The organism is Candidatus Kryptonium thompsonii (genome assembly GCF_001535985.1).
In the GTDB taxonomy this organism is placed as follows: Bacteria; Bacteroidota; Ignavibacteria; order Kryptoniales; family Kryptoniaceae; genus Kryptonium; species Kryptonium thompsonii.
Genome location: NZ_CZVS01000013.1, coordinates 14,975 through 36,702 on the forward strand (window position 1 = coordinate 14,975; position 21,728 = coordinate 36,702).

Annotated in this window: 22 protein-coding genes; 7 read left to right on the plus strand and 15 right to left on the minus strand. The window is 38.1% G+C overall.

Annotated elements, in window-relative coordinates; translation table 11 throughout:
- Positions 1–37: 37 nt before the first annotated feature.
- Positions 38–1,327, plus strand: coding sequence for a radical SAM family protein (locus AWW78_RS02540; RefSeq protein WP_047134063.1), 1,290 nt, complete (start codon positions 38–40; stop codon positions 1,325–1,327).
- 61 nt (positions 1,328–1,388) lie between these two features.
- On the opposite strand, the gene AWW78_RS02545 is transcribed toward AWW78_RS02540, so the two are convergent.
- The 5 genes from AWW78_RS02545 to nfi all read right to left on the minus strand — a co-directional run bounded on the left by AWW78_RS02545 (position 1,389) and on the right by nfi (position 5,289).
- Positions 1,389–1,817, minus strand: coding sequence for a hypothetical protein (locus tag AWW78_RS02545; protein ID WP_047134064.1), 429 nt, complete (start codon positions 1,815–1,817; stop codon positions 1,389–1,391).
- Between the two features lie 58 nt (positions 1,818–1,875).
- Positions 1,876–2,307, minus strand: coding sequence for a universal stress protein (locus AWW78_RS02550; protein ID WP_047134080.1), 432 nt, complete (start codon positions 2,305–2,307; stop codon positions 1,876–1,878).
- 1 nt (position 2,308) lies between these two features.
- Positions 2,309–3,490: a cation:proton antiporter gene (locus tag AWW78_RS02555; RefSeq protein ID WP_047134081.1), complete on the minus strand. Its 1,182-nt coding sequence runs from the start codon at positions 3,488–3,490 to the stop codon at positions 2,309–2,311.
- Between the two features lie 160 nt (positions 3,491–3,650).
- Positions 3,651–4,460 carry a choice-of-anchor V domain-containing protein gene (locus tag AWW78_RS02560; protein ID WP_075426059.1) on the minus strand — a complete coding sequence of 270 codons (810 nt, stop codon included), beginning with the start codon at positions 4,458–4,460 and terminating at the stop codon, positions 3,651–3,653.
- A 100-nt stretch (positions 4,461–4,560) separates the two neighbouring features.
- Entirely contained in the window at positions 4,561–5,289 is a 729-nt protein-coding gene (gene nfi / locus AWW78_RS02565) for an endonuclease V (protein WP_047134065.1), read from the minus strand.
- 54 nt (positions 5,290–5,343) lie between these two features.
- Here nfi and AWW78_RS02570 point away from each other — a divergent pair, with 54 nt between their 5' ends.
- The 3 genes from AWW78_RS02570 (at position 5,344) to AWW78_RS02580 (ending at position 8,767) form a co-directional block, all read left to right on the plus strand.
- Complete coding sequence (locus tag AWW78_RS02570) at positions 5,344–6,294, plus strand: M28 family peptidase (RefSeq protein ID WP_047134066.1); 951 nt, start codon at positions 5,344–5,346, stop codon at positions 6,292–6,294.
- Positions 6,295–6,371: 77 nt separating this feature from the next.
- Complete coding sequence (locus AWW78_RS02575) at positions 6,372–7,967, plus strand: acyl-CoA mutase large subunit family protein (RefSeq protein WP_075426060.1); 1,596 nt, start codon at positions 6,372–6,374, stop codon at positions 7,965–7,967.
- Positions 7,964–8,767, plus strand: a complete 804-nt coding sequence (locus AWW78_RS02580; RefSeq protein ID WP_047134067.1) for a TrmH family RNA methyltransferase — start codon at positions 7,964–7,966, stop codon at positions 8,765–8,767. Before AWW78_RS02575 ends, AWW78_RS02580 begins: the two co-directional genes overlap by 4 nt.
- Here AWW78_RS02580 and AWW78_RS02585 read toward each other — a convergent pair.
- The 8 genes from AWW78_RS02585 to AWW78_RS02620 all read right to left on the minus strand — a co-directional run bounded on the left by AWW78_RS02585 (position 8,751) and on the right by AWW78_RS02620 (position 16,050).
- The gene (locus tag AWW78_RS02585) at positions 8,751–9,410 is read right to left on the minus strand and encodes a class I SAM-dependent methyltransferase (protein ID WP_047134068.1); all 660 of its coding nucleotides are present in this window, start codon (positions 9,408–9,410) and stop codon (positions 8,751–8,753) included. The genes AWW78_RS02580 and AWW78_RS02585 overlap by 17 nt on opposite strands.
- On the minus strand, positions 9,394–10,920 hold the full coding sequence (gene accC / locus AWW78_RS02590; protein ID WP_047134069.1) for an acetyl-CoA carboxylase biotin carboxylase subunit: 1,527 nt from the start codon (positions 10,918–10,920) through the stop codon (positions 9,394–9,396). The genes AWW78_RS02585 and accC overlap by 17 nt, the downstream gene beginning before the upstream one ends.
- Positions 10,921–10,945: 25 nt before the next feature.
- Complete coding sequence (locus AWW78_RS02595; RefSeq protein WP_047134070.1) at positions 10,946–13,288, minus strand: endonuclease MutS2; 2,343 nt, start codon at positions 13,286–13,288, stop codon at positions 10,946–10,948.
- Entirely contained in the window at positions 13,266–13,805 is a 540-nt protein-coding gene (locus AWW78_RS02600) for a CvpA family protein (protein WP_047134071.1), read from the minus strand. Before AWW78_RS02600 ends, AWW78_RS02595 begins: the two co-directional genes overlap by 23 nt.
- Complete coding sequence (locus AWW78_RS02605) at positions 13,805–14,260, minus strand: GatB/YqeY domain-containing protein (protein WP_047134072.1); 456 nt, start codon at positions 14,258–14,260, stop codon at positions 13,805–13,807. Before AWW78_RS02605 ends, AWW78_RS02600 begins: the two co-directional genes overlap by 1 nt.
- A 110-nt stretch (positions 14,261–14,370) precedes the next feature.
- Complete coding sequence (locus AWW78_RS02610; RefSeq protein WP_047134073.1) at positions 14,371–14,784, minus strand: ExbD/TolR family protein; 414 nt, start codon at positions 14,782–14,784, stop codon at positions 14,371–14,373.
- Positions 14,785–14,802: 18 nt separating this feature from the next.
- On the minus strand, positions 14,803–15,309 hold the full coding sequence (locus AWW78_RS02615) for an ExbD/TolR family protein (protein WP_047134074.1): 507 nt from the start codon (positions 15,307–15,309) through the stop codon (positions 14,803–14,805).
- Positions 15,310–15,321: 12 nt separating this feature from the next.
- Complete coding sequence (locus AWW78_RS02620) at positions 15,322–16,050, minus strand: MotA/TolQ/ExbB proton channel family protein (RefSeq protein ID WP_075426061.1); 729 nt, start codon at positions 16,048–16,050, stop codon at positions 15,322–15,324.
- A 231-nt stretch (positions 16,051–16,281) separates the two neighbouring features.
- Between AWW78_RS02620 and AWW78_RS02625 the strand changes: the two genes are divergently transcribed.
- Genes AWW78_RS02625 through AWW78_RS02635 form a run of 3 tightly spaced genes read left to right on the plus strand, consistent with a single transcriptional unit; the run spans position 16,282 to position 19,797 of the window.
- Positions 16,282–17,535 (plus strand): two-component system sensor histidine kinase NtrB, encoded by a 1,254-nt coding sequence (locus AWW78_RS02625; RefSeq protein ID WP_047134075.1) that lies wholly within the window; start codon positions 16,282–16,284, stop codon positions 17,533–17,535.
- Positions 17,532–18,950 carry a sigma-54-dependent transcriptional regulator gene (locus tag AWW78_RS02630; RefSeq protein WP_047134076.1) on the plus strand — a complete coding sequence of 473 codons (1,419 nt, stop codon included), beginning with the start codon at positions 17,532–17,534 and terminating at the stop codon, positions 18,948–18,950. The genes AWW78_RS02625 and AWW78_RS02630 overlap by 4 nt, the downstream gene beginning before the upstream one ends.
- Positions 18,951–18,972: 22 nt before the next feature.
- Positions 18,973–19,797, plus strand: coding sequence for a UbiA-like polyprenyltransferase (locus AWW78_RS02635; protein ID WP_244884376.1), 825 nt, complete (start codon positions 18,973–18,975; stop codon positions 19,795–19,797).
- On the opposite strand, the gene ilvN is transcribed toward AWW78_RS02635, so the two are convergent.
- Both ilvN and AWW78_RS02645 read right to left on the minus strand, forming a co-directional pair.
- Entirely contained in the window at positions 19,761–20,354 is a 594-nt protein-coding gene (gene ilvN / locus AWW78_RS02640; protein WP_075426062.1) for an acetolactate synthase small subunit, read from the minus strand. The genes AWW78_RS02635 and ilvN overlap by 37 nt on opposite strands.
- Before the next feature lie 14 nt (positions 20,355–20,368).
- Positions 20,369–21,577 (minus strand): thiamine pyrophosphate-dependent enzyme, encoded by a 1,209-nt coding sequence (locus AWW78_RS02645; protein WP_075426063.1) that lies wholly within the window; start codon positions 21,575–21,577, stop codon positions 20,369–20,371.
- Between the last annotated feature and the right edge of the window lie 151 nt (positions 21,578–21,728).

A 21,728-nucleotide genomic window follows, 5' to 3' on the forward strand; every position in this document is an offset into this window, starting at 1 on the left:
TCCGCCAACCAAGTTTCCAAATCTTTGAACTTCAAGCATGAGGCTGAGAAAAGTTCCTAATCTTGTTTATAGTGATGGAAAGGGAAATATCTATGATGTGCCTGAAATTGAAATGGCTGGAAGAACAGGCGTTGACTTTGTAAAGATAGATGTCACTGATTTAATTGAACTCCCAGAAGGAAGCCAACTATTTGAGCTTCCAGGAAGAAGACCTGTGGGATTTGATAGAAAAACTGGGAGGAAAATTGTTTTTAAAGATGGTATTGCTGTAGCTGCTTTTCTTGCACCCGCATATACTCAGTTTTTCTTATCAGCTTACGAGAGGGATAAGGATAGTGTTCCTATTCTTCCGCTTTTTGCATATACTGCCGTTGGATGGCTTGATGGAAAATTTTATGTTCCAGCTGTCAGGATCGATCCAGATAAAAGGCAGGATTGTGATCAATTTAATCATGATTTGATTATTAAAAATGTTCATAAAAAGTTAAAGAAACACTCCGATAATCGTTTAATTCGCCATTTGGGTGAAAATTGTGCCTTGCGTTATCTTTGTCCAGCTGCGAGGAATTATTTTCTTGGAAGATGGGAAGCCCCGATTCCAACTTCGCCTGGATGCAATGCAAATTGCGTTGGTTGTATATCTTATCAACCCCCTGAAAATGGTGTTCCAAGCACGCAGGATAGGTTAACATTTATTCCAACAGTTGATGAAATTCTTGAAGTTGCGGTGCCACATCTTGAGAAAGCACCAAATCCAGTGGTTAGTTTTGGTCAAGGGTGTGAAGGCGAACCTTTGCTTGTGTGGGAAGTGATAAGGGATGCTATAAGGGAGATAAGAAAGAGAACTAAAAGGGGAGTCATAAACATAAATACGAATGGAAGTAAACCTGAAGCAATTGAAGAACTATGTAAAGCAGGTCTTGATAGCATTCGAGTCAGTATGAACAGCGCAATACCGGAGATTTATCACAGATATTATCGACCAAATAATTATTCTTTTGATGATGTCCTTGAGTCGATGAAGATAGCGAGAAAATTCAATTGTTGGGTTTCGATAAACTATTTCGTCTTACCTGGGTTGACGGACTGGGTTGAGGAATATCAAGCGTTAAGAAAGCTTATAAAAGAAACGAATATATCGATGATACAATGGCGTAACTTTAACATTGACCCCGATTGGTATATCGAGATGGTTGGAGTTGACGGAGCCACTAAAAAGCTTGGAGTTAAAAATGTGATGAAACTTTTAAAAGAGGGGTTCCCACATCTTGCTTATGGGTATTTCAATCCCCCACTTAAAGTCATGAGAAAATATTTAAAAGATTAGAGAAAAGATGTATTCAACAACCTAAGCTAGCAATAGATATTTACGGTATCAACTTTAATCATTACTTTTTACTCTCTGCCAGCTGAGCGATGCGGCGAATGGCGGTGAGGTATTGGATTAACTTGTTCAGTTGATGCGTTAAGGTTTCCGCTGTTTCATCATCCATTTTCCCGAAAGATTTGAGCCGCCGTGGGGAAGACTCTTCTAAAGTTGTTTCAAAGTGAAGCAAATTTACGGAAAATAACCAGCGTAAATCAACAGTTTCTATCGGCAGTCCGAAAGTGTCACGCATGGTCTGTAATTGTTCCTTGACGGTTGTTATGAGTTCCAGCAATTGTGTCCGCTGTTTAGGTGAAAAGGGGTTAGAGATTTGACGAAAAACCATATTAATTTTGTCCATTTTCAGCCACTGTTCAAGTTGTAATAGGTCCTCTTCCAATTCCATCAACACTGCTGTCAGAGAACGCTTTTGACTAGTGTTTAATGGCATTTGATATTACGCCGATGTGTTTGATTGTTTTAAGATGGATTTAATTGACAAAGTTTCATTATTTAACTACCAAAACGCTACATGGTGCAAGACGTGTCAGCGATTGTGAGGTGCTGCCCCACACTCGCTCAAAGATTCGACTATGCCCCATGAACCCAATCACCAATAAATCAAATTCGCCATCTTGACAGAAGCGAACGATGGTCTCCACTTCATGTCCTGCTTGAACATGGGTATGTAGTTTTACGCCGTATGTCCATGCCATTTCTTGTGCTTCAGTAGTCAATTGTTCAAAGTAAGCATCGCGTTGTCGCTTAACTTCTTCAAATTCGCCAACCGTTGCCACATACTTAGGCAAGTCCTCTTCAACAGAGATGCTATGCAGTTCCGCACCCGTCACTACTGCTAGTTTAATGGCAACATCTAAAGCCTTACGGGCGTGCTCCGAACCATCGTAGGCGACCAGAATTTTCCTGAACGGCTGGTTCATGTTATTTACCTCCTTTATGTTCATTGATTGCAAGTGCTTCATCTTCTGCTTGCACGCTGCTCAAAGCAGTAACTTTTGGTCGAAAGAAACTCTGGGCGATTAAGGTTGGAATAATAGCGCTGCCGATGACAACCGTCACGAGAGTTGAATATTGCTCTTGTGTAATGTAGCCTCGCGTCAAACCAAACAGCGCCGAGATCGTTCCGAAAGTGAGCCCTGTGGACATAAGCAGGGTTGTATAGGCTCCGGTGCGAGTATCCATACGGAAAATTTTTGCCAATGGGTAAACGCCTATCAGCTTCGTTATCATCTTTACGATAAGTAGCAAAGCAATAATCCCCAAGCTTTTGAACACCGCTGTTGCCTGCACTAATGCACCTGCCTTTAGAAAATAGAAGGGTGTCAGCAAGGCGAAAGTAGTAACACGGATGTGGTGCATAGTTTCGCGATGGTGGGCGAATGCCCCCGCACAAACTAAACCAAGCAAGTAAGCGGGCAATACAGCTTCACTATTAGCTTTCGCTGCTAACCCACCGAGCGCAAAGATCAACAGTAAAAGCAACTTGATTTCAGGTTCGCTTACATGTCCCTCGAAGCGACTCAAAAAAGTTTTCACTATTTTAGGGGAAACTACCATTGCAATAGCAATGGCGGCAATAAACAGTGCTAGCCATATGTTATAGTTAGCGAACAGAATGCCCAATGCTAATACTGTGCCCAAGTCCGTTACAAAACATGCAGCCAAAATTAACTTGCCAATGTCCATTTTGTTTAAGCCTGTTTCCACCATGACGGCATAAACAACGGCGACCGAAGTTGTGGATAAGGCAATACCAGCGATTTTGCTAGCATCAGGCGACCAGTGCAATACAAATTTTGCAAACGCCATTGCACCCAGAAACGGCGCAAGGAAACTGACAAAGCCAATCGCCAACGCGGGCTTCCAGTGTTTTCGGAGCGCTTCGGGTTCAATTTCAGCTCCAGCCAGAAAGGTTAGGAGCACACTACCTAACCCCGCAAGGAAGTTGACCCAGCTAGTAGGTTGCAAATGCAATAAATTGCCCGCCAATACGCCAACGAAAATTTCCACCATTGCTACTGAGATAGCAGTGCGAATGGACAGGTAACTCGCCAGCAACGCTAAGCCCATCCACAGCGCTGCGACCAGCCAAGTCTCAGCCATCGCTAAGATCTCCCTGTTTTTGTTCCTTTTTTGGTTTGTTGAATAACTTTCATCTCTAAACTTTACATTGTGTATAAGTAACAAAATGTAAAAAATAACTCGCATTTATCAAAAAATAAATTAATTTTTCCCTCACCCTACATTAAGCACCAAAAACTAATCACTTTACCAAAACCATCTTTTTTACATCAACATATCTATCATTCAAACTAACTTTATAAAAGTAAACCCCACTTGAAAACCCATCCGCATTCCACCTTGCACTTTTACTAAATCCAGCCTCCATAAATCCATCATAAAGCACAGCAACCTTCTCACCAAGTGAGTTAAAAATTTCAACTCTAACATTTCCACTTTCAGGCAAATCGAAAGCTATCTGGGTTGTTGGATTAAATGGATTTGGGTAGTTTTGATAAACCATGAATCTACTTGGAATTTCACTTTCTTTATTTTCAACCAGTGTCACAACATCGATTCTAAAATCTGGAGCAAAATTCCAGGCGTCACCTGAAGTTGAACCATCGAAATTAACTGAATTGCCATTCGCATAAAGAGTAATTGGTCCAGGGGTATTTGGTGCTGTAAATTCAAAATCAAAAGTTACAACGCCACCTACCGGTGCTTTAGGAGATGTGTGAGTTAATTCATCTCCAATTTTCTGTAAATCCGACCCTATTGGAGATAGTGTTCCTGAACTTGCTGCTATGTTTACCCCAGCCCTGACCAACGGTCCACCGCTGATCGAAACTCTATAAGTAGCTTTTTGTCCTGGTGATAGTAAATTTGGTCCAGAAATCGAAACCTCCACGGAAGATGTTGGTGAGCTTCCATGGCAAGTGCAGCCATTTCCATTTTTCCTCGTTTTTCCCGTAACCCCCGATGAATAAGCATAGAATAGAAGGGAACTCAAAATTATGAAATAAACTACCAAATTGGAATTGAAAAATTTATTGTGTAATAATCGACGCATAGATAACCTCCTGCTTTGTTTTTGAATTTGAAAACAAAGACAATTAAAAAATTAGTTCCGTTTACCACCCGATGCTACTCCACTTGTAGCGATAGGTAATTTAGAAAGAAAATAAACTATCTTGTTCTGGTTTCGTTTTCGTCCCTGGCTTTATTTCACCACGACGAAGTGCATTGACAAGTATGTGGGCTTGGCGTGTTGGCTCCGGGATTCTATAACCGCGAATTGTTGACAAAACTATTTTTATTGAACTTTCAAGCGTAATTTTATGACCGATTGAAACAAAGACAGGTTGAACTTCATCGCGCGTCCTCAAAACCGCCCCAATTATCTCTCCCGAATCATATAAATAAGAATAATTTCCAGCTTTGGGAGAAGGTTCTTCATATTTCCCAACAAGCAAGCTTTTCGCACATCCGATGGTTGGTTTATCAATCAACACTCCAAAATGCGAAGCGATGCCGAATCTTCGCGGATGGGCAATCCCTTGACCATCAATGATTACAACATCGGGTTCAATTTTGATCTTTTCCCATGCTTTTATCAGGGCTGGTGATTCTCGAAATGACAAAAGCCCTGGTATGTATGGGAAATTCACTTCCGTTATCAAAAGTGAGCGATCCACTTCTTCAAGTTCTGGAAATTTTAAAACAACGACTCCGGCATAAACTATGTTTGAACCTTTATCAAATGATACATCTGCGCCGGCAATATAGCGAATTTCTCCTTGCAAAGCTTCAATTTTTACTAAGCTTCTTAACTTGTTTTGTATTTTTATGGCTTCTTCCGGCGTTACATCCCAGTGGTGTAAAGTTTTGTAATTTGCCATTTGGGAGTTGATTTCTTAATTTAAGATTGCATTCTAATTAAAAGCATCTTAAAAATGCACAGAATTCTACCTTTTATTTTGCTAATTTTTATTTTAAGTTGCAACTTTGAAAAGAAGACAGAGCAAAAAGAAGTTAAACCCCAGGCCATCATATCCGTTCCAGATTTTGATGAGAATTCAGCTTTTGAATATCTGACAAAGCAAGTCTCTTTCGGACCCCGCGTACCAAATTCAAAGGCACATGAGGAATGCAAAAATTTTCTTATCTCAGAAATTTCAAAGTATGCGGATGCTGTAAATGTTCAAAATTTTACACATAATTATCTTGGGAAAACTTTTAAACTTTCAAACATAATTGCATCATTTAATTTGAAATCGGGATTTAGGATATTGTTGTGTGCTCATTGGGATTCAAGACCGTATGCGGACGAAGAGAAAGAGCCTTCAAAGAGAATTCAACCTGTGCCAGGGGCTAATGATGGGGCAAGCGGTGTCGCTGTATTGCTTGAAATTGCCAGAATTTTAAAGGACAATCCACCGCCGATTGGGATAGATATTGTTTTCTTCGATGGTGAAGATTTGGGAATAGCAGGAGATCTTGACAATTTTTGCATAGGATCAAAATATTTTGCAAAAAATAAATCGGTGAATTATTCACCGCAATTTGGAATTTTGCTTGACATGGTTGGAGATAAGGATCTACAAATTTTTAAAGAGAGAAATTCAGTAGAATATGCGCCAGATGTTGTTGAATACGTTTGGGGAATCGCACGAGAGCTTGAGATTTCGGAATTTAGGGATCAAGTAAAGTATGATGTTTACGATGACCATATACCGCTTAATGAGGCTGGGATAAGAACAATTGACATAATTGACTTTGATTATCCATACTGGCATACGACTGAAGATACGCCTGATAAATGTTCTCCGCAGTCTCTCAAAAAAGTTGGAAGCGTTATTTTGAATTTAATCTACAAATATAAAGCAAATGTGGCTGAAAGATAAGAATCCTTAACAAAGGTGAGAGGGCATTATGGCTGTAAATTTAAAAGAAATGAAAAAAAGAATGGGAAAATAAATTTTTGAATTCGGGTAAATTTAAGGAGAGAAAGGATTGCTTTAAAACTGATTCGGGAATTGAAATAGAAAGGATTTATCTTCCCGATGAAAGTTTTGATTATGCCACAAAACTTGGATTTCCAGGTGAGTATCCTTATACACGCGGGATTTATCCAACGATGTATAGAGGAAGAATATGGACTATGAGACAATATGCGGGTTTTGGAACCGCTGAGGAGACGAACAAAAGATTTAAGTATCTTCTCGAACATGGACAAATGGGTCTTTCCGTTGCCTTTGATCTCCCAACTCAAATGGGATATGATTCAGATCATCCGATGGCGGAGGGAGAAGTTGGGCGCGTTGGCGTTGCGATAGATTCACTTCAGGATATGGAAATTCTTTTTGACGGAATAAATCTTGAAAAAATCACCACTTCTATGACTATAAATGCAACCGCTGCAATTTTGCTTGCGATGTATGTTGCGGTTGCAAAAAAGCAAGGTGCAGATCTAAAGAAAATTTCTGGGACGATTCAAAACGATATTTTAAAAGAATACATCGCAAGGGGGACGTACATTTATCCGCCACAACAATCAATGAAATTGATTGTTGATATCTTCCAATGGTGTAATGAAAATTTGCCGAAGTGGAATGTCATATCGATCAGCGGTTATCATATTCGTGAGGCAGGTGCAAATGCGGTTCAAGAGCTTGCTTTTACATTTGCTAACGCGATTGAATATGTCAGATCTGCTATAAAGGCGGGTCTCGATGTAAATAAATTTGGAGAACAACTTTCATTCTTTTTCAATGCCCATAATAATTTCTTTGAGGAAATTGCCAAATTTAGAGCAGCTCGTAGAATTTGGGCTAAAATTATGCGCGAGAAATTCGGTGTGACAAACGAGGAAGCGATGAAGCTTAGATTTCATGCACAAACTGGTGGATCAACCTTGACGGCTCAGCAAATTGAAAATAACATCGTTCGCGTGACAATCCAAGCGCTTGCAGCTGTCCTTGGAGGTTGTCAATCTCTACATACAAATTCAAAGGATGAAGCACTTGCTCTCCCAACTGAAGAATCAGCAAGGCTTGCTTTAAGAACTCAACAGATAATTGCATATGAGAGCGGTGTAACTGATACGATTGATCCTTTGGCTGGAAGCTATTTTGTTGAGTATTTGACAGATGAGATTGAAAAAAGGGTCTGGGAATATATTGAAAAGATTGAGGCGATGGGTGGGGCTATAAAAGCAATTGAAGCAGGGTATATTCAAAACGAGATAGCAAAGAGCGCATACGAATATCAAATGCAAATTGAACGAAAGGAAAAAATAATTGTTGGGGTAAATGAATTTAAAACCGAGGAAAAGCAAAAAATTGAAATTTTTAAGCTGAACGAGTCTGCTATTAAAAATCAAATCGAAAGGTTGAAAAAATTAAGAAAAGAAAGAGATAATGGCAAGGTTATGTTGGCACTTAAAAGATTGCGCGAAAGTGCGTTGCTTGGTGAAAACCTGATCCCACCAATTATAGAATGTGTTGAGGCTTATGCCACAATTGGAGAAATCTCAGATACTTTAAGAGAAATTTGGGGAGAGTATAGAGAGATATGAAAATAAGCAAGCGAAAATATTCACAACTTCAGCTTTTAAAAAATAAGAAATACAGGTATAAAACTGGACTTTTCATCCTTGAGGGTGAAAGGTTAATAGCAGATGCAATTAAATTTGGGGCTGAGGTATCATTTGTTGCGTATTCGGAAAGATTTTTAAAGGATCAGCAATCTCAGGAGTTTCTAAATTATTTGAAAAATAAGAAAATCGAAATTTACGAGATAGGGGAGGACGAACTTGAAAAGGTTTCCGAGGTTGAGACATCGCAAGGGATCATCGCTGTTGCGAAAATGTTTGAATATAGTTGGGATGATGTTGTAAAAAATGTTAAGCAGAAGGAGCACGCAACTGTTGTCGCACTTGATGAAATTTCGGATCCCGGAAATCTTGGGACGATCTTTAGGGTTTGCGATTGGTTCAAATCCGATCTCATTCTTGTCTCAGATATGAGCGTTGATGTATTTAATCCAAAAACGCTTCGTGCCACGATGGGCTCAGTTTTCAATGTCCCATTTCTGCAGAATATTGATCTAAAGAATTATCTTGTTGAGTTGAAAAAACTTGGTTTCAAGATTTTTTCGACGGCTCCTTCTGGTAAGATCGATTTTCGTGAGTTGGAAGATGAAGATAAGGTTGTGTTTGTCTTCGGTAATGAAGCGCGTGGGGTTAAAAGTGAATTTTTAAAAATTTCAGACGCGGTGGTTAAGATAAGAAAATTTGGGAAAGCTGAATCGTTAAATGTTGCGGTTTCTGCAGGAATAATTCTCTCTGAAAGAGCTTATTCTATTTTCGGGCGATGATGAAAATTCCGGGGTAAATAAACTGATTTTCGGGGATTAAGTTAACGATTTTAAATCCTGTTTTGGTTAAAATTTCGACGAACTCATTTGGGGTGATGTAGTTTAACTCCGGGGCAAGACCGTCTCCATAAACTTTCAACTTTAATTTCAACCTTTCTTCAAAATATGTGTATTTGAATCTAAATGAATCTGATTTCAATGTGTCCTTTATAAAAACAATCCCATCGGTTGTAAGCGCTGAATAGATCTTTTTTAGCAATTCAATTTTTTCCTCATACTTTAGGAAAATAAGAACATCGATAAGAAGCACAAGCTTTAAATCATCAAATTTAAAATCGTCTAGTTTATCTACGAATTCAACTCCCGTTTTATCTGATGTTTTTCTTGCCTCATCTATTCTCGTTTTTGAAATATCAAAACCAATTACTTTTAATTTTTCATTCTTCATCTTAACATAATTTGCGAAAATTCCATAGCCACACCCATAATCGAGAACAGTGCCAGAGTTTGGTATATATGGATCGAGATGTTTTTTTATTGGTTGGAAATTGAAAATTATTCGTGCGTAAATTTTTATCTTTTCCAAGGGTTTTGCGTTTTTGTAAAGTTTAAATAAAGTAAGTTGCTCATCTGAAATTTTCATATCGTTTGGATTTCCATCTGTTTACACTTTTGCTTGAGTTTAAGGTTTTCGTTCGTAGAACTTGCATTGTTTGAGTTTTTCGCTCCAAGCTTAGGATACCCGAAGCGATAGCGGCAACGATTGGCAAAGAGGGAATGCCATCAATTGATATTTCTGGTAGGTCTTTCAAATAGGATGGGTTGAAGTGATTTTTAATGAAATGAGTATCATACTTGCCCATTCGGAAAAATTCGTTTTTCATAACCCACAAGCAAAATGGTATCGTCGTTTTTACGCCGTTTATTTTATACTCGCTTAATGCTGCTTTCATTCTATCAATCGCCTCAATTCTATCTCGCCCCCAAACAATTATCTTTGAAATCATCGGGTCATAGTGAATGGTTATTTCGTTTCCGGGTTCAATCCCAGCGTCAACCCTTACCCAAGGACCACTTGGCTGTTTAATTTCTGTGATCTTTCCAGTTGATGGGAGAAAATCGTTAAATGGATCTTCAGCATAAATTCTGCATTCGATCGCGTGACCATTTGGTTTTATATCTTCCTGTGAGAAACTTAACTTGTTCCCAAACGCAATTTTTATCTGTTCAGCTACGATATCAATCCCCGTCACCATCTCGGTAACTGGGTGTTCGACTTGGAGTCGCGTGTTCATCTCAAGGAAGTAGAAATTGCGATTTTTGTCAACTATAAATTCAACTGTTCCTGCATTTTCATAATTAACCGCTTTTGCAATTTTTATAGCAGACTCAAAGAGTTTTTCCCTCAATTCTGGCGTCACAATTGGTGAAGGTGTTTCCTCTATAACTTTTTGATGTCTTCTTTGAATCGAGCATTCCCTTTCTCCAAGTGCGATGATATTCCCGAATTTATCTGCAAGGATTTGCACTTCCACATGGTGTGGCTCTTCAACATATTTTTCGATGTAAACTCTATCGTCACCGAAGGCGAACATAGCTTCATTTTTTGCTGCTCTTATTGCGGATTCAAGTTCTTCTTCTTCATGCACAATTCTCATACCTTTTCCACCACCGCCGGCTGCTGCTTTAATTAAAATCGGGAAGCCAATTTCATTTGCTATTTCAATTGCTTCATCAACATTTGATATTGGATTTTCAGAGCCCGGAACTATTGGGACGCCGACTTTCTTTGCAATCTCTCTGGCTTCAAGTTTATCGCCCATCTTTTTAATTGCCTCTGGAGATGGTCCGATGAAAATTATGCCATTGTCGTTGACAAGTTTTGCAAACTCTTCATTTTCAGAAAGGAAGCCATATCCGGGATGGATTGCATCCGCCTTTAGACTTTTTGCTACCTTTATTATCTTTTCCATGTTAAGATATGTTTCAGCTGGATTTGCCTCGCCGATGCACTCTGCATAATCAGCCATTGCAACAAAAGGTTTGTCTTTGTCAACTTCTGAATAAATAGCTATCGTTTCAAATCCAAGCATTTTACAGGTTCGCATAATTCTTACAGCTATTTCCCCGCGGTTTGCTATGAGAATTCTCATACCTTAAATCTAAATTTTGTTTGATTTAGTCAACATTGAGTTCTACTATTGTAACGCCATCACCACCTTCTTCCCAGCTGCCAAGTCGAAATGATTTGACATTTGGATGTCGCTTCAAAAACTCAGCAATTTCTTGTTTTAATTTTCCCGTCCCTTTGCCGTGGATTATTTCAATTTTCTTCAATCCGTATAAAAAGCTTGTGTCGATGAACTTGTCAACGGCGCTTATAGCTTCATCGGCGCGCATTCCTCTTACATCAATTTTTGTCGATACCTGAGCAAACAGGTCGGTTGCTAAAGATAGTTTTTTAACTTCTTTTTGTTCAACCTTTTCGATTTCGTTTGTTTTGAGAACCATTTTCACCGCTCCAAATTCTACAACCACATTTGAACCATCGACTTGTAAAACCTCTCCCACCTGTGTTCCATCTTTCATTTTGACGAAGTCGCCAGGCTTGATCTCGATCGTTTGAGATTCTTGTTCCTCAAGTTGTTTTGAAATCTGGTCGAACTGTTTTTCAATTTGTTCAGCGACTTTGTGTGCTTCTTTTACGCTTTCCTTTGAAGCCTCAGTTTCTTTTATTTTTCTTATCGCCTCCTCAATTCTTGCCCTTGCGTTTTCAACTATTGCACGAAATTCGTTCAGTGCTTCGCGTTTTACCTTTTTTCTCTCTCGCTCGATCTCTGCAAGTTTTTGCTTGTACTCCAAAATCATTTTGTTAAGTTTTTCATCTTTCTCCTTCGCTTCATTTACAAGTTTTCTGTATTCAACTTCAAGAGCTTCAAGGCGTGATAAAATTTCTTCAACTTTAACCTGTGCTTTGTCAAGGTATTCTTTTGCATTATTTACAATTTCCTCGTCTAATCCAAGGCGCTTTGCTATCTCAAATGCATAACTGCTTCCAGGAACACCAGTTCTCAATCTATAGGTTGGAGCGAGGGTTTGATGATCAAATTCCATCGCCCCACATTCAATTTGTGGATTGTTGTAAGCATAGAATTTAATCGCACTGTTATGCGTTGTAACGATCACAGATGAACCTTTGCTTTTCAATTTTTCTATTATTGCGATTCCAAGCGCACCGCCCTCCGCTGGATCAGTTCCAGAACCAAGTTCATCAAGTAAGACAAGTGTTTTATCGTCGGCTTCGGAAATTATTCTTTTCAAATTTTTTATGTGTGAGCCAAAGGACGAGAGATCTTTTTCCACAGATTGCTCATCGCCAATATCGATGAAAATCTTTTTGAAAATTTTCAATTTGCTTGACTCTTTCAATGGCACTGGGATTCCCGCTTGAGCCATTAGCGTGAGCAAACCAACGGTTTTTAAAACAACTGTCTTTCCACCGGAGTTTGGGCCAGAAATTACAAAAATTGAAGAGCCATCACCAAGCTTAAAATCGAGAGGAACTACTTTATTCTTTCCGTGTCTCAACAGAAGAATTGGATGACGTGCAGAGTTAAGAACGATCGGACCTTCCTCTGAAATTTCGGGAGCGTAGCCATCTATTTGAAGTGCAAATTTTGCTTTCGCGTATATGAAATCAAGTTTACCAAGGATATTTATGTTTACATGGAGATATTTTAAGTTTTCTCTTACCTTGTCAGTTAATTCTCGTAATATCCGCTCAACTTCCTTTTGCTCTTGAAATTGAAGTTGCAGGATTTCGTTGTTTAATTCGACTATTTCGGCTGGCTCAATGAAAACTGTTAACCCCGTTGAAGAAGTTCCGTGAACGACACCCGCTACATGTTTTTTGTGCTCGACTTTAACAGGTATCACAAGCCGTCCATCTCTTTGCGGGATGATGTCATCTTGTGTGTAATCTTTTTCTGAAATTTGTTTCAAAATCGAATACAACCTTTTTCTCACATAATCTTGCTTTTTCAGGATCTCCTCACGAATTTGTCTTAACTCAGGGCTTGCGTTATCTTTGACATTCCCAGATTCATCTATAACCTCGTCTATATTATATTCAAGTACCCTGTTTACAAATATATTTTTCGCAAGATCCCAAAGGTTGGGGTATTTATCTTCTCGCTTGCTAAGATATTCTCTTATCAACCTTGAAACGGCGAGAACTGATTTTATATCAAGAAAATCAGATGGCATCAGAAAACTTCCCTCAATCTCGCATCTTCTTAAAGCAATTCGTATGTCCTTAATTCCATCGATGGGGAAGGGATCATCATAGGCGAGTATATCTTTCATTTCAATTGTTAATTTGAGCTCTCTTTCGATAATTTTGGGGTTCGTATAGGGAAAAAGATTTTCTATAAGTTCAATTCCAATCTGCGAAGTGGCAAATGATAAGATATGCTGTTTGATTTTATCAAATTCGAGTTTATTTAGCGTTTCGGTCTTCACCTTTTATTGATTCGATTGTTTTCTGAATTTGTTCTTTAAACTTTATTTTGGAACCAAAATTTTTCTCGATGAAATCGTAGATGCCAACCGTTGCTTTTACAACAGGTTTATAAAATTTTGAAGAATCTCTGACTTTTTCTGAAGGAAAGTTCAAGTAGCCAAGGAATATGAACAAGATGCCAATTATTAATAAACCTTCAAGAAATCCGAGAATGGCTCCAAGAAGATTGTCTATCAATTCAACAAAGATTGAAACATTTCTCAGAAATTTTGCAAGTAGCGTTGCAGTTAAAATACATGCAACAAAAATTATAAACATTGCAAGATAAGTGGAGAATTCCGCAGATATCCCGATGTCTTTCAAAATCTGTGCAACTTTTAAGTTATGCTTCACTCCAAGCCATATACCAAAAATAACTCCAACAAGTCCCAAAACTCTTGTAATAAATCCCTTTCTAAAGCCGCGATAAACGAAAATGGCAATAAAGCCAAGTATCGTATAATCAAGCCAGTTCATTAAGCTTGAAGTTTTTCTTTGACAATTTTCTGAACCGTTGCGCCATCAGCTTTCCCTCGTAGTTCCTTCATGACTACGCCCATAACTTTACCAAAATCTTTTGGTCCAGTTGCTCCGATTTCTTTGATAACTTTCTCAACGAATTTTACGATTTCTTCTTCAGACATTTGTTCGGGTAGATATTCGTTTAAAATTTCAAGCTCTTTCTTTTCTTTCTCAGCGAGATCAAATCTGCCACCCTTTTCAAAAAGTTCAATGGATTCTTTTCGCTTTTTGATCTCAGATTTTATAACTTGAATTTCATCTTCTTCTGTGAGTTCTTTGTTTTCAGCTTTTCTTTCAATTTCTCTCCTTCTGAGCATAGTCTGAAGCATTCTGATGACCTCAAGTCTAATCTTGTCGCCAGATTTCATAGCATTTTTAAGATCGTCGGCAAGTTTTTCTCTAAGCCCCATTTGCTTTTTCAAGTTTTGTTTTGAAAATAAAAAGGCAGGACAAAGCCTGCCTTATTGTTTTTATTTCACCTTGGAATACTTCTTAGGAAAAATTTTCACTGAAGATAACATTACAACTTTTGTAACGCTGAATAATTAATTCTCAATGCATCCGCTTTCCTTAATCTTTGCTGAATATCGATCACAATTCCCATTTTTGAATCTCTATCGATTCGGAGCGAAACTATAACATTTGGATTTTCCTGGCGCTTTCGGTACATGATATCAATAATATCATCAAGCTGAACTATGTTGTCATCAATTTGAATTCTTCCATCTCTTCCAACCCAGATATAAGAGACAAGACGTTTGTTCTCAATTTTCTCGATGGCTGCAGCTTCTGGCAAGATATATCTTACCTTAACATCATAAACCTTAATTGTTGTCGTAACCATAAAGAACAGTATCAGCTGAAAGATCACGTCGGGTAGAGATGCAGTTGGAATAGTTGGTTTAGTTTGACCAAATTTTTTCTGAAATTTCATTATTTATCACCTCTCGTTTTATTTAACCTCTTCTGGTTCGGCGATTGAAATACGAATTGGGATTTCCTTTTTAACTTCCTCCTGTTGATCTTTTGTTAAGTCTTTATATGACTTACCAAATGTTTTAAGCGAGTATTCCTCACGCAGGTCGTTATAAGCAAGCTTTAACTCATCAAGTACCTCAATGTATCGACTATAGCTTGTTTCGCGATCTGTTTTGATTGAGATGATAAGTTTAGGATTTGCTTTGATTTTATTCTTTATCGTCTCTCTAATTTGTGGTACAGTGATGAGTTCACCGTCAAGCAAAACTTCACCTGCTGCATTTACAAGAAGCTTGGCTATATCGCTTTGTTTAACTTTTACCTGTTCGGTTGTTTCAGCCGCAGGCGGGAGGACAAGACCTATACCTGTGTCAACATCAAATGTAGTTGCGACAAGAAAGAAAATCATTAACTCAAAAGCAATATCCGCCATTGAGGCGGAGGGGATTTCTGCTTCGGCTCTTTTTCTTCTTCTAAACATGGCTTAAAAAATTTATTTTGTTGGGTTTTTCGCTTCTGACACGCTTACCTTTTTACCAGCCTGCATCTCTGCAAGTGCATCGATTAGCTCAATTGAACTTTCTTCCATATCAATGACTATTCTGTCAATCTTTGAAACAAAGTAGTTATAGAATGTTTGGAGGATCATAGCAACAACGAGACCAAAAAGTGTTGTTAAGAGTGCTATCGAAATACCACCAGCAACAATTTCAGGGGAGATATTTTTCGCTTCTTTAATTGAGTCAAATGCTACGATCATTCCCTGAACCGTTCCAGTAAATCCGAGAAGTGGAGCGAGTGAGATGAACAACGAAAGCCATACAAGTCCCCTTTCAAGAAAAGCCATTTCGACTCCACCATATGCTATTATTGCTTTTTCGGCAGCTTCAATTCCCTCATTTGCTCTCAGAAGTCCCGCCTGGAAGACGCTCGCAACAGGACCAGGGGTTTTTTGGCAAACTTCAAGCGCCTTTTCAACCCCGCCCTCATCAAGGGCTTTTTTAACCTCTGAGAGGAACTTTCTTGTATTGATGCTGGCTTTTCTCAGTGAGATCAGCTTTGCAATTGAAAGGGCTAAACCAATAATTAAAATCGCGAGAATCGGATGCATAAAAAATCCACCTTCAATATACTTTTCAACAAGGAGATTAACTATCTCCTCAACTGCTCCCTTTTGCTGCGCCTGAAACAAGAAAGCTAACACGCCTTGTGATAAGACCATATTTTTAACCTCCGAAATTTTTTTAGTTTTTATAAATATAATGCATTTGTGCAAATAATAATAAATAAATTTGACAAAATCAAGAATTTAAACATGTCCCCCTAAAGCTGAACAAAATTACAGTGGCGCTAGCGCAACGGCTCTTTAATTTTCAGCGAACATGTGGAAAAATTGATTTTTATTTAACTTGTTAGTAACTTTAAAATTGAAAAAATTTAACTTCGCTTTACAATGGAACACCGAATCCTTAGTAAAATTGACGAATTCCTCGCGGAAATAGATAAATCTCTCAGGGAAGAACTATCCACTAATTTCACTTCCATAAAACAAGAGGATATTCAAAAGATTCATCAAATTTTAATTAAATATATTCACCAAGTAATCGACCTTGCTAAAAAGGGGCGCTCTGTCCATGAGAGGGTTCTTCATTCAATTATACAAAATTATTCGGATGCGGTAATTGCGCTTGACAACGATTATAAAATTTTCTTCTGGAATAAAGGCGCGGAAAGAATCTTCGGATATACTTTGGATGAAATGTTGGGGAAAACGGTTGATCCTATTGTTCCATCCGAGCTTAAAGAAAAAGGGGAGCTACAGTGGTTATTTGAGGAAACTTTAAGAAAAGGATATATTGAAAATTATGAAACTGAAAGAATTACAAAAGATGGCAGACGAATCATCGTGAATTTATCCAGAAGTTTGATAAAGGATGAAAATGGCGAGATTTTAGGTAGCATTGCTATTGTTAAGGATGTTACAAAGGTTAAAGAGCTTGAAAAGCAGATACAGCATTCGGATAAACTTGCTCTTATTGGGCAAATTGCGGCTGGGATTGCTCATGAGATAGGGACACCCCTTAATGTGATCTCTGGAAATGCAGAATATATAATGATGGAAATGGGCGAAAATAACCCGTATAAAGAGGAACTTGAAACGATCATTTCACAGGCTGAGAGAATAGCGAACCTTATAAAACAACTTTTAGAATTTGCAAGGCCCAAAAAACCAAACTATACTAAGATAAATGTAAATCATGAAATTTCTCATGTTGTTGAACTTTTGAAACATCAGTTTGAAAAGTCGAATATAAAATTGAATTTGAAATTTAGCGAAAATATTCCAGATATATACGCCGATTGTTCACAAATTCATCAAGTTTTCTTGAACATAATTATGAATGCAATTCAGGCGATAAACCAAAATGGTTTAATCGAGATTGAAACATTTTTGAGAGATGGATATGTAAATATAAAATTTAAAGACAATGGCATTGGTATTCTCCCAGAGCATATTGACAAAATTTTTGAACCGTTTTTTACAACTAAGGAAGCCGGGAAAGGTACGGGACTTGGACTTGCAGTGAGCAAGAGAATAATTGATGAACACAATGGGAAAGTTGAAGTGGAAAGTACACCTGGCAAAGGGACGATATTTACTGTTAAGTTTCCGGCATATATAACAAAGGAAGATAGAGAAATATGACAGATGAATTAGCCAAAGCACATAACATTAAAATTCTTGTGATCGATGATGATATTAAAATGCTTGAACTTTTAGAGAAAGTCCTTTTGAGAAAGGGATATACTGTTGAGACAGCCTCAAAACCGAAAGAAGCGCTTGAAAAGTTCGAAGCCAATGGATTTGATATCGTTGTCACCGATATAAATATGCCTGAGATAAATGGACTTGAGATCTTACGACAAATAAAATCAGTTTCACCTAACACAATCGTAATTATGATAACTGCATTTGCTACGGTAAGCTCAGCGGTTGAATCTATGAAACTTGGCGCGTATGATTATATCATAAAACCTTTCAACATGGAGGAATTTGTTCTGATAATTCAGCGGGCAGCGGAACAAATCGCGCTGAAGAAAGAAGTTGAATTTTTGAGAAGGGAAATTCAGCAAAGATATTCTTTCGGCAACATCATTGGAAAAAGTCCGCAGATGCAAAAGGTATTTCAGCTAATAAAACAAGTCGCAAATACGAACAGCAATGTTATAATTTATGGTAAAAGTGGAACTGGCAAGGAACTCGTTGCAAGGGCAATTCATTACAATAGTCCAAGAAAAGATAAACCTTTTATTGCTGTTAATTGTAGCGCCATCCCCGAAAGTTTGCTTGAGTCAGAACTCTTCGGACATGAAAAGGGAGCGTTCACTGGGGCAATTAGCTCAAGGAAGGGACTTTTTGAAGAAGCAAATGGCGGTACTATCTTCCTTGACGAAATTGGGGATATGTCGCTTGCGATGCAAGCTAAACTTTTAAGAGTTCTTGAGGAGAAAGAGATAAGAGCGGTTGGAAGTGATAAGCCTAAAAAAGTTGATGTCAGGGTTATTGCTGCAACACATAAAAATCTTGAGAAAGCCGTCAAGGAGGGAACATTTCGGGAAGATTTGTTCTATAGATTAAATGTTATACCGATTTATTTGCCTGAACTAAGAGAAAGGGTCGAGGATATACCTCTCCTGGTTGAGTATTTTTTGAAGAAATATAATGAAGAAGCAGGAAGAAATGTAAGGATCTCAAGAGAGGCTCTTGCGTGTATGATGAAATATTCATGGCCTGGAAATGTTAGAGAGCTTGAAAATTTGATTGAAAGACTTGTTGTCCTTTCAACAGGAGATGAAATAAGAGTTGAAGACTTGCCTGAACATATAAGAGCATGCAAGGCGGAGGATATAGTTGAAGAACTTACTTTGGGAGAAAAAATAACCCTTGAGGAGCTTGAAAAAAGATATATTTTGAAAGTACTTCAAGAAACTGGGTGGCATAAATCAAACGCAGCAAAAATTCTTGGAATTGACAGACGCACACTTTACAGAAAAATAGAAGAATACAAACTTGAAGAACCCGAAAATGCAGCTGGTGGAGAAGCTGACGGTGCTGATTGATAAGGTGTTAACTTACGGTAAAATGATAAGATTTTCCCACACTGTTTTTGCTCTTCCCTTTGCTTTTTCCAGTGTCGTTTTCTCTTCGCTTTTTTATAAGGTTACACTTGAAAAGATGTTTTGGATTTTGATTGCGATGCTTGGTGCGAGAAGTTCAGCTATGGGTTTTAATAGGATCGTCGATAGAAGAATTGATGCTTTAAATCCAAGAACTAAAAATAGGGAATTGCCAACGGGGAAAATATCGATCATTGAAGCAAGCATTTTTGTATTTTTTTTCTCCGCTCTTTTCATTTACGCAGCTTATAAGCTTAATCCTCTTTGTTTTTACCTTTCACCCGTTGCGCTCGCTGTGATATTTTTTTATTCCTTTACGAAGAGATTTACATGGCTTTCACATCTTTTCCTAGGCTTATCACTTGGGCTTGCACCAGTTGGAGCTTGGCTTGCCATTGCTGGTAGATTTGATCTACCCCCCATTATACTTGGCTTTGGTGTTTTGACCTGGATTGGTGCCTCAGATATAATTTATGCATGTCAAGACTACGAATTCGATGTAAAATATGGGCTTTATTCAATTCCTCAAAAGTTTGGAATCGAGAAGGCGCTGAAAATCTCATCGGCAATTCATTTGTTAACCTTTATTTCTTTTGCATCTTTAAAATTTTTGCTAAATCTTGGGTGGATCTATACTGTTGGATTAATTTTGATCGGTATTCTTTTAGTTTATCAACATAGGATAGTTAAGCCAAACGATTTGTCCAAGGTAAATTTTGCATTTAACAATGTAAATAGTTTGGTAAGCACAACTTATTTTGTTTTTTCATCGCTTGAACTCATGTTTTGAGGGGGTTCTTTTAAATTTTGGTTCTTTTGTTTGGTCTTTCTTTGGAGCATTTTGATCTCTTTCGAACTATAAACCTCTCCTTTAAACTCTCTTTTCAGCGCGACAACCCCAGTTCTTGCAAGTTCAACTATGCCATACGGGGCAAGCATGTTTATCATCGCTGTTATTTTATCGCTTTTACCTGTGACCTCAACGGTCAGTGTTGTTGGTCCGATATCAACTACCTTTGCTTTGAATATATCTGAAATTTCAATTACATCACTTCTTGTATGCGGATTCACTTTTACCTTGATCAGTGCGAGTTCCCTTTCAACAAATGGTTCATTTGTTAAGTCAACAACTTTTAAAATATCTATAAGTTTGTTCAGCTGTTTTATTATTTGCTCAATTTGGTCATCGTCTCCATTTGTTACTATCGTCATTCTTGAAATGGTTGGATCTTCCGTTGGACCAACAGAAATGCTTTCGATGTTGTAGCCTTTTGCGCTGAAAAGTCCCGAAATTCTTGTCAGAACGCCGAACTTATTTTCAACTAGTATTGATATTGTGTGTTTCATTTTTACCTCAATTTTTAGTGTTCAATTATATCTTTTACCGAACCACCGAGTGGGATATACGGGTAAACATTTTCTTCATAAATTGTTTTAAATTCGATCATAACAGGCTTATCTCTTAACGCGAGCGCTTTCTTTAAAACTGGTTCCACATCAGAACTTGATTCAGCTTGAAGAAAATAAATTTTGTAGGCTTCAGCAATTTTCATGAAATCAGGACATGCTTTATCAATCAAAATCTCATTGAAGGGCTTTCTCCAGTGTAGTTCTTGCCATTGTCTTGTGATATCGATATGCCCATCGTTGAAAATTATAATTTTTATGGGAAGGTTGTATAAAACAATTGTTGCGAGTTCTCGAAAATTTATTTGAAAGCTTCTATTTCCATTCAGCGATATAACTGGCCTATCTTTGGTGGTCGTCGCCACGCCGATCGATGCTGGTATAGAGAAGCCCATCGTGCCAAGCCCTCCGCTTGTAATATGAGTTCGTGGATATAGGAATTTAAAAAATTGCGCTGTCCACATTTGAAATTGCCCAACATCCGTGACGATGATAGCATTTCCACCCGTTAATTCGCGCAGTTTTTCTATGACATATTGAACGCGGATCTCCTTGCCTTGTTCATACCTTAATGGATGCTTTTCTTTCCATATTTTAATCTGACGAAGCCATTCCTCTGTATTTAAGTTTTTAACAAGTGGAATAAGTTTTCTTATGGCGTCTTTAACATCGCCAACAATTGGGACATCAACTTTGATATTTTTGCTTATTGATGCGGGATCAATATCGATGTGAATTTTTTTCGCATTCGGTGCGAATTTACTTGCTTCCCCTGTTGTTCTCTCGCTTAACCTTGAGCCAATTATAACTATGCAATCGGATTCACTTGTTGCGATATTTGCATACCAGGTTCCATGTATTCCAAGCATCCCAAGCGATAGTGGATCGTCCTCTGGATAAACACCTTGTCCCATCAGAGTTGTCGCAACAGGAGAGTTTATTTTTCTTGCAAGCTCACGAAGCTCGCCAGAAGCATTACCCGCCGTGACACCACCACCTGCAATTATTACTGGTTTTGATGAATTGTTTATTATATCCGCTGCCCTCTTTATTTGACCTGCGTGAGCTGAATGCACGGGATTGTAACCGCGAAGATTTACAGTTTCAGGATATTCAAAGGTAAATTTTTCTAACATAACATCTCTCGGCAGGTCGATAAGCACTGGTCCAGGTCTTCCTGTTGTTGCGATGTGAAAAGCAGACTTTATTATGTTTGAAAGTTCGCTTATTCTTGTGACAAGAAAATTGTGTTTAGTTATAGGTCTGGTGATCCCGACTATGTCATAGAAAAACTGCGCGAATTAACGGGTGGAA

Excerpts from the sequence above, each read along its gene's own strand:
- AWW78_RS02540 (WP_047134063.1), top strand. The coding sequence starts at position 38 with ATGAGGCTGAGAAAAGTTCCTAATCTTGTTTATAGTGATGGAAAGGGA.
- AWW78_RS02545 (WP_047134064.1), bottom strand. The coding sequence starts at position 1,817 with ATGCCATTAAACACTAGTCAAAAGCGTTCTCTGACAGCAGTGTTGATG.
- AWW78_RS02550 (WP_047134080.1), bottom strand. The coding sequence starts at position 2,307 with ATGAACCAGCCGTTCAGGAAAATTCTGGTCGCCTACGATGGTTCGGAG.
- AWW78_RS02555 (WP_047134081.1), bottom strand. The coding sequence starts at position 3,490 with ATGGCTGAGACTTGGCTGGTCGCAGCGCTGTGGATGGGCTTAGCGTTG.
- AWW78_RS02560 (WP_075426059.1), bottom strand. The coding sequence starts at position 4,460 with ATGCGTCGATTATTACACAATAAATTTTTCAATTCCAATTTGGTAGTT.
- nfi (WP_047134065.1), bottom strand. The coding sequence starts at position 5,289 with ATGGCAAATTACAAAACTTTACACCACTGGGATGTAACGCCGGAAGAA.
- AWW78_RS02570 (WP_047134066.1), top strand. The coding sequence starts at position 5,344 with ATGCACAGAATTCTACCTTTTATTTTGCTAATTTTTATTTTAAGTTGC.
- AWW78_RS02580 (WP_047134067.1), top strand. The coding sequence starts at position 7,964 with ATGAAAATAAGCAAGCGAAAATATTCACAACTTCAGCTTTTAAAAAAT.
- AWW78_RS02585 (WP_047134068.1), bottom strand. The coding sequence starts at position 9,410 with ATGAAAATTTCAGATGAGCAACTTACTTTATTTAAACTTTACAAAAAC.
- accC (WP_047134069.1), bottom strand. The coding sequence starts at position 10,920 with ATGAGAATTCTCATAGCAAACCGCGGGGAAATAGCTGTAAGAATTATG.
- AWW78_RS02600 (WP_047134071.1), bottom strand. The coding sequence starts at position 13,805 with ATGAACTGGCTTGATTATACGATACTTGGCTTTATTGCCATTTTCGTT.
- AWW78_RS02605 (WP_047134072.1), bottom strand. The coding sequence starts at position 14,260 with ATGGGGCTTAGAGAAAAACTTGCCGACGATCTTAAAAATGCTATGAAA.
- AWW78_RS02610 (WP_047134073.1), bottom strand. The coding sequence starts at position 14,784 with ATGAAATTTCAGAAAAAATTTGGTCAAACTAAACCAACTATTCCAACT.
- AWW78_RS02615 (WP_047134074.1), bottom strand. The coding sequence starts at position 15,309 with ATGTTTAGAAGAAGAAAAAGAGCCGAAGCAGAAATCCCCTCCGCCTCA.
- AWW78_RS02620 (WP_075426061.1), bottom strand. The coding sequence starts at position 16,050 with ATGGTCTTATCACAAGGCGTGTTAGCTTTCTTGTTTCAGGCGCAGCAA.
- AWW78_RS02625 (WP_047134075.1), top strand. The coding sequence starts at position 16,282 with ATGGAACACCGAATCCTTAGTAAAATTGACGAATTCCTCGCGGAAATA.
- AWW78_RS02630 (WP_047134076.1), top strand. The coding sequence starts at position 17,532 with ATGACAGATGAATTAGCCAAAGCACATAACATTAAAATTCTTGTGATC.
- AWW78_RS02635 (WP_244884376.1), top strand. The coding sequence starts at position 18,973 with ATGATAAGATTTTCCCACACTGTTTTTGCTCTTCCCTTTGCTTTTTCC.
- ilvN (WP_075426062.1), bottom strand. The coding sequence starts at position 20,354 with ATGAAACACACAATATCAATACTAGTTGAAAATAAGTTCGGCGTTCTG.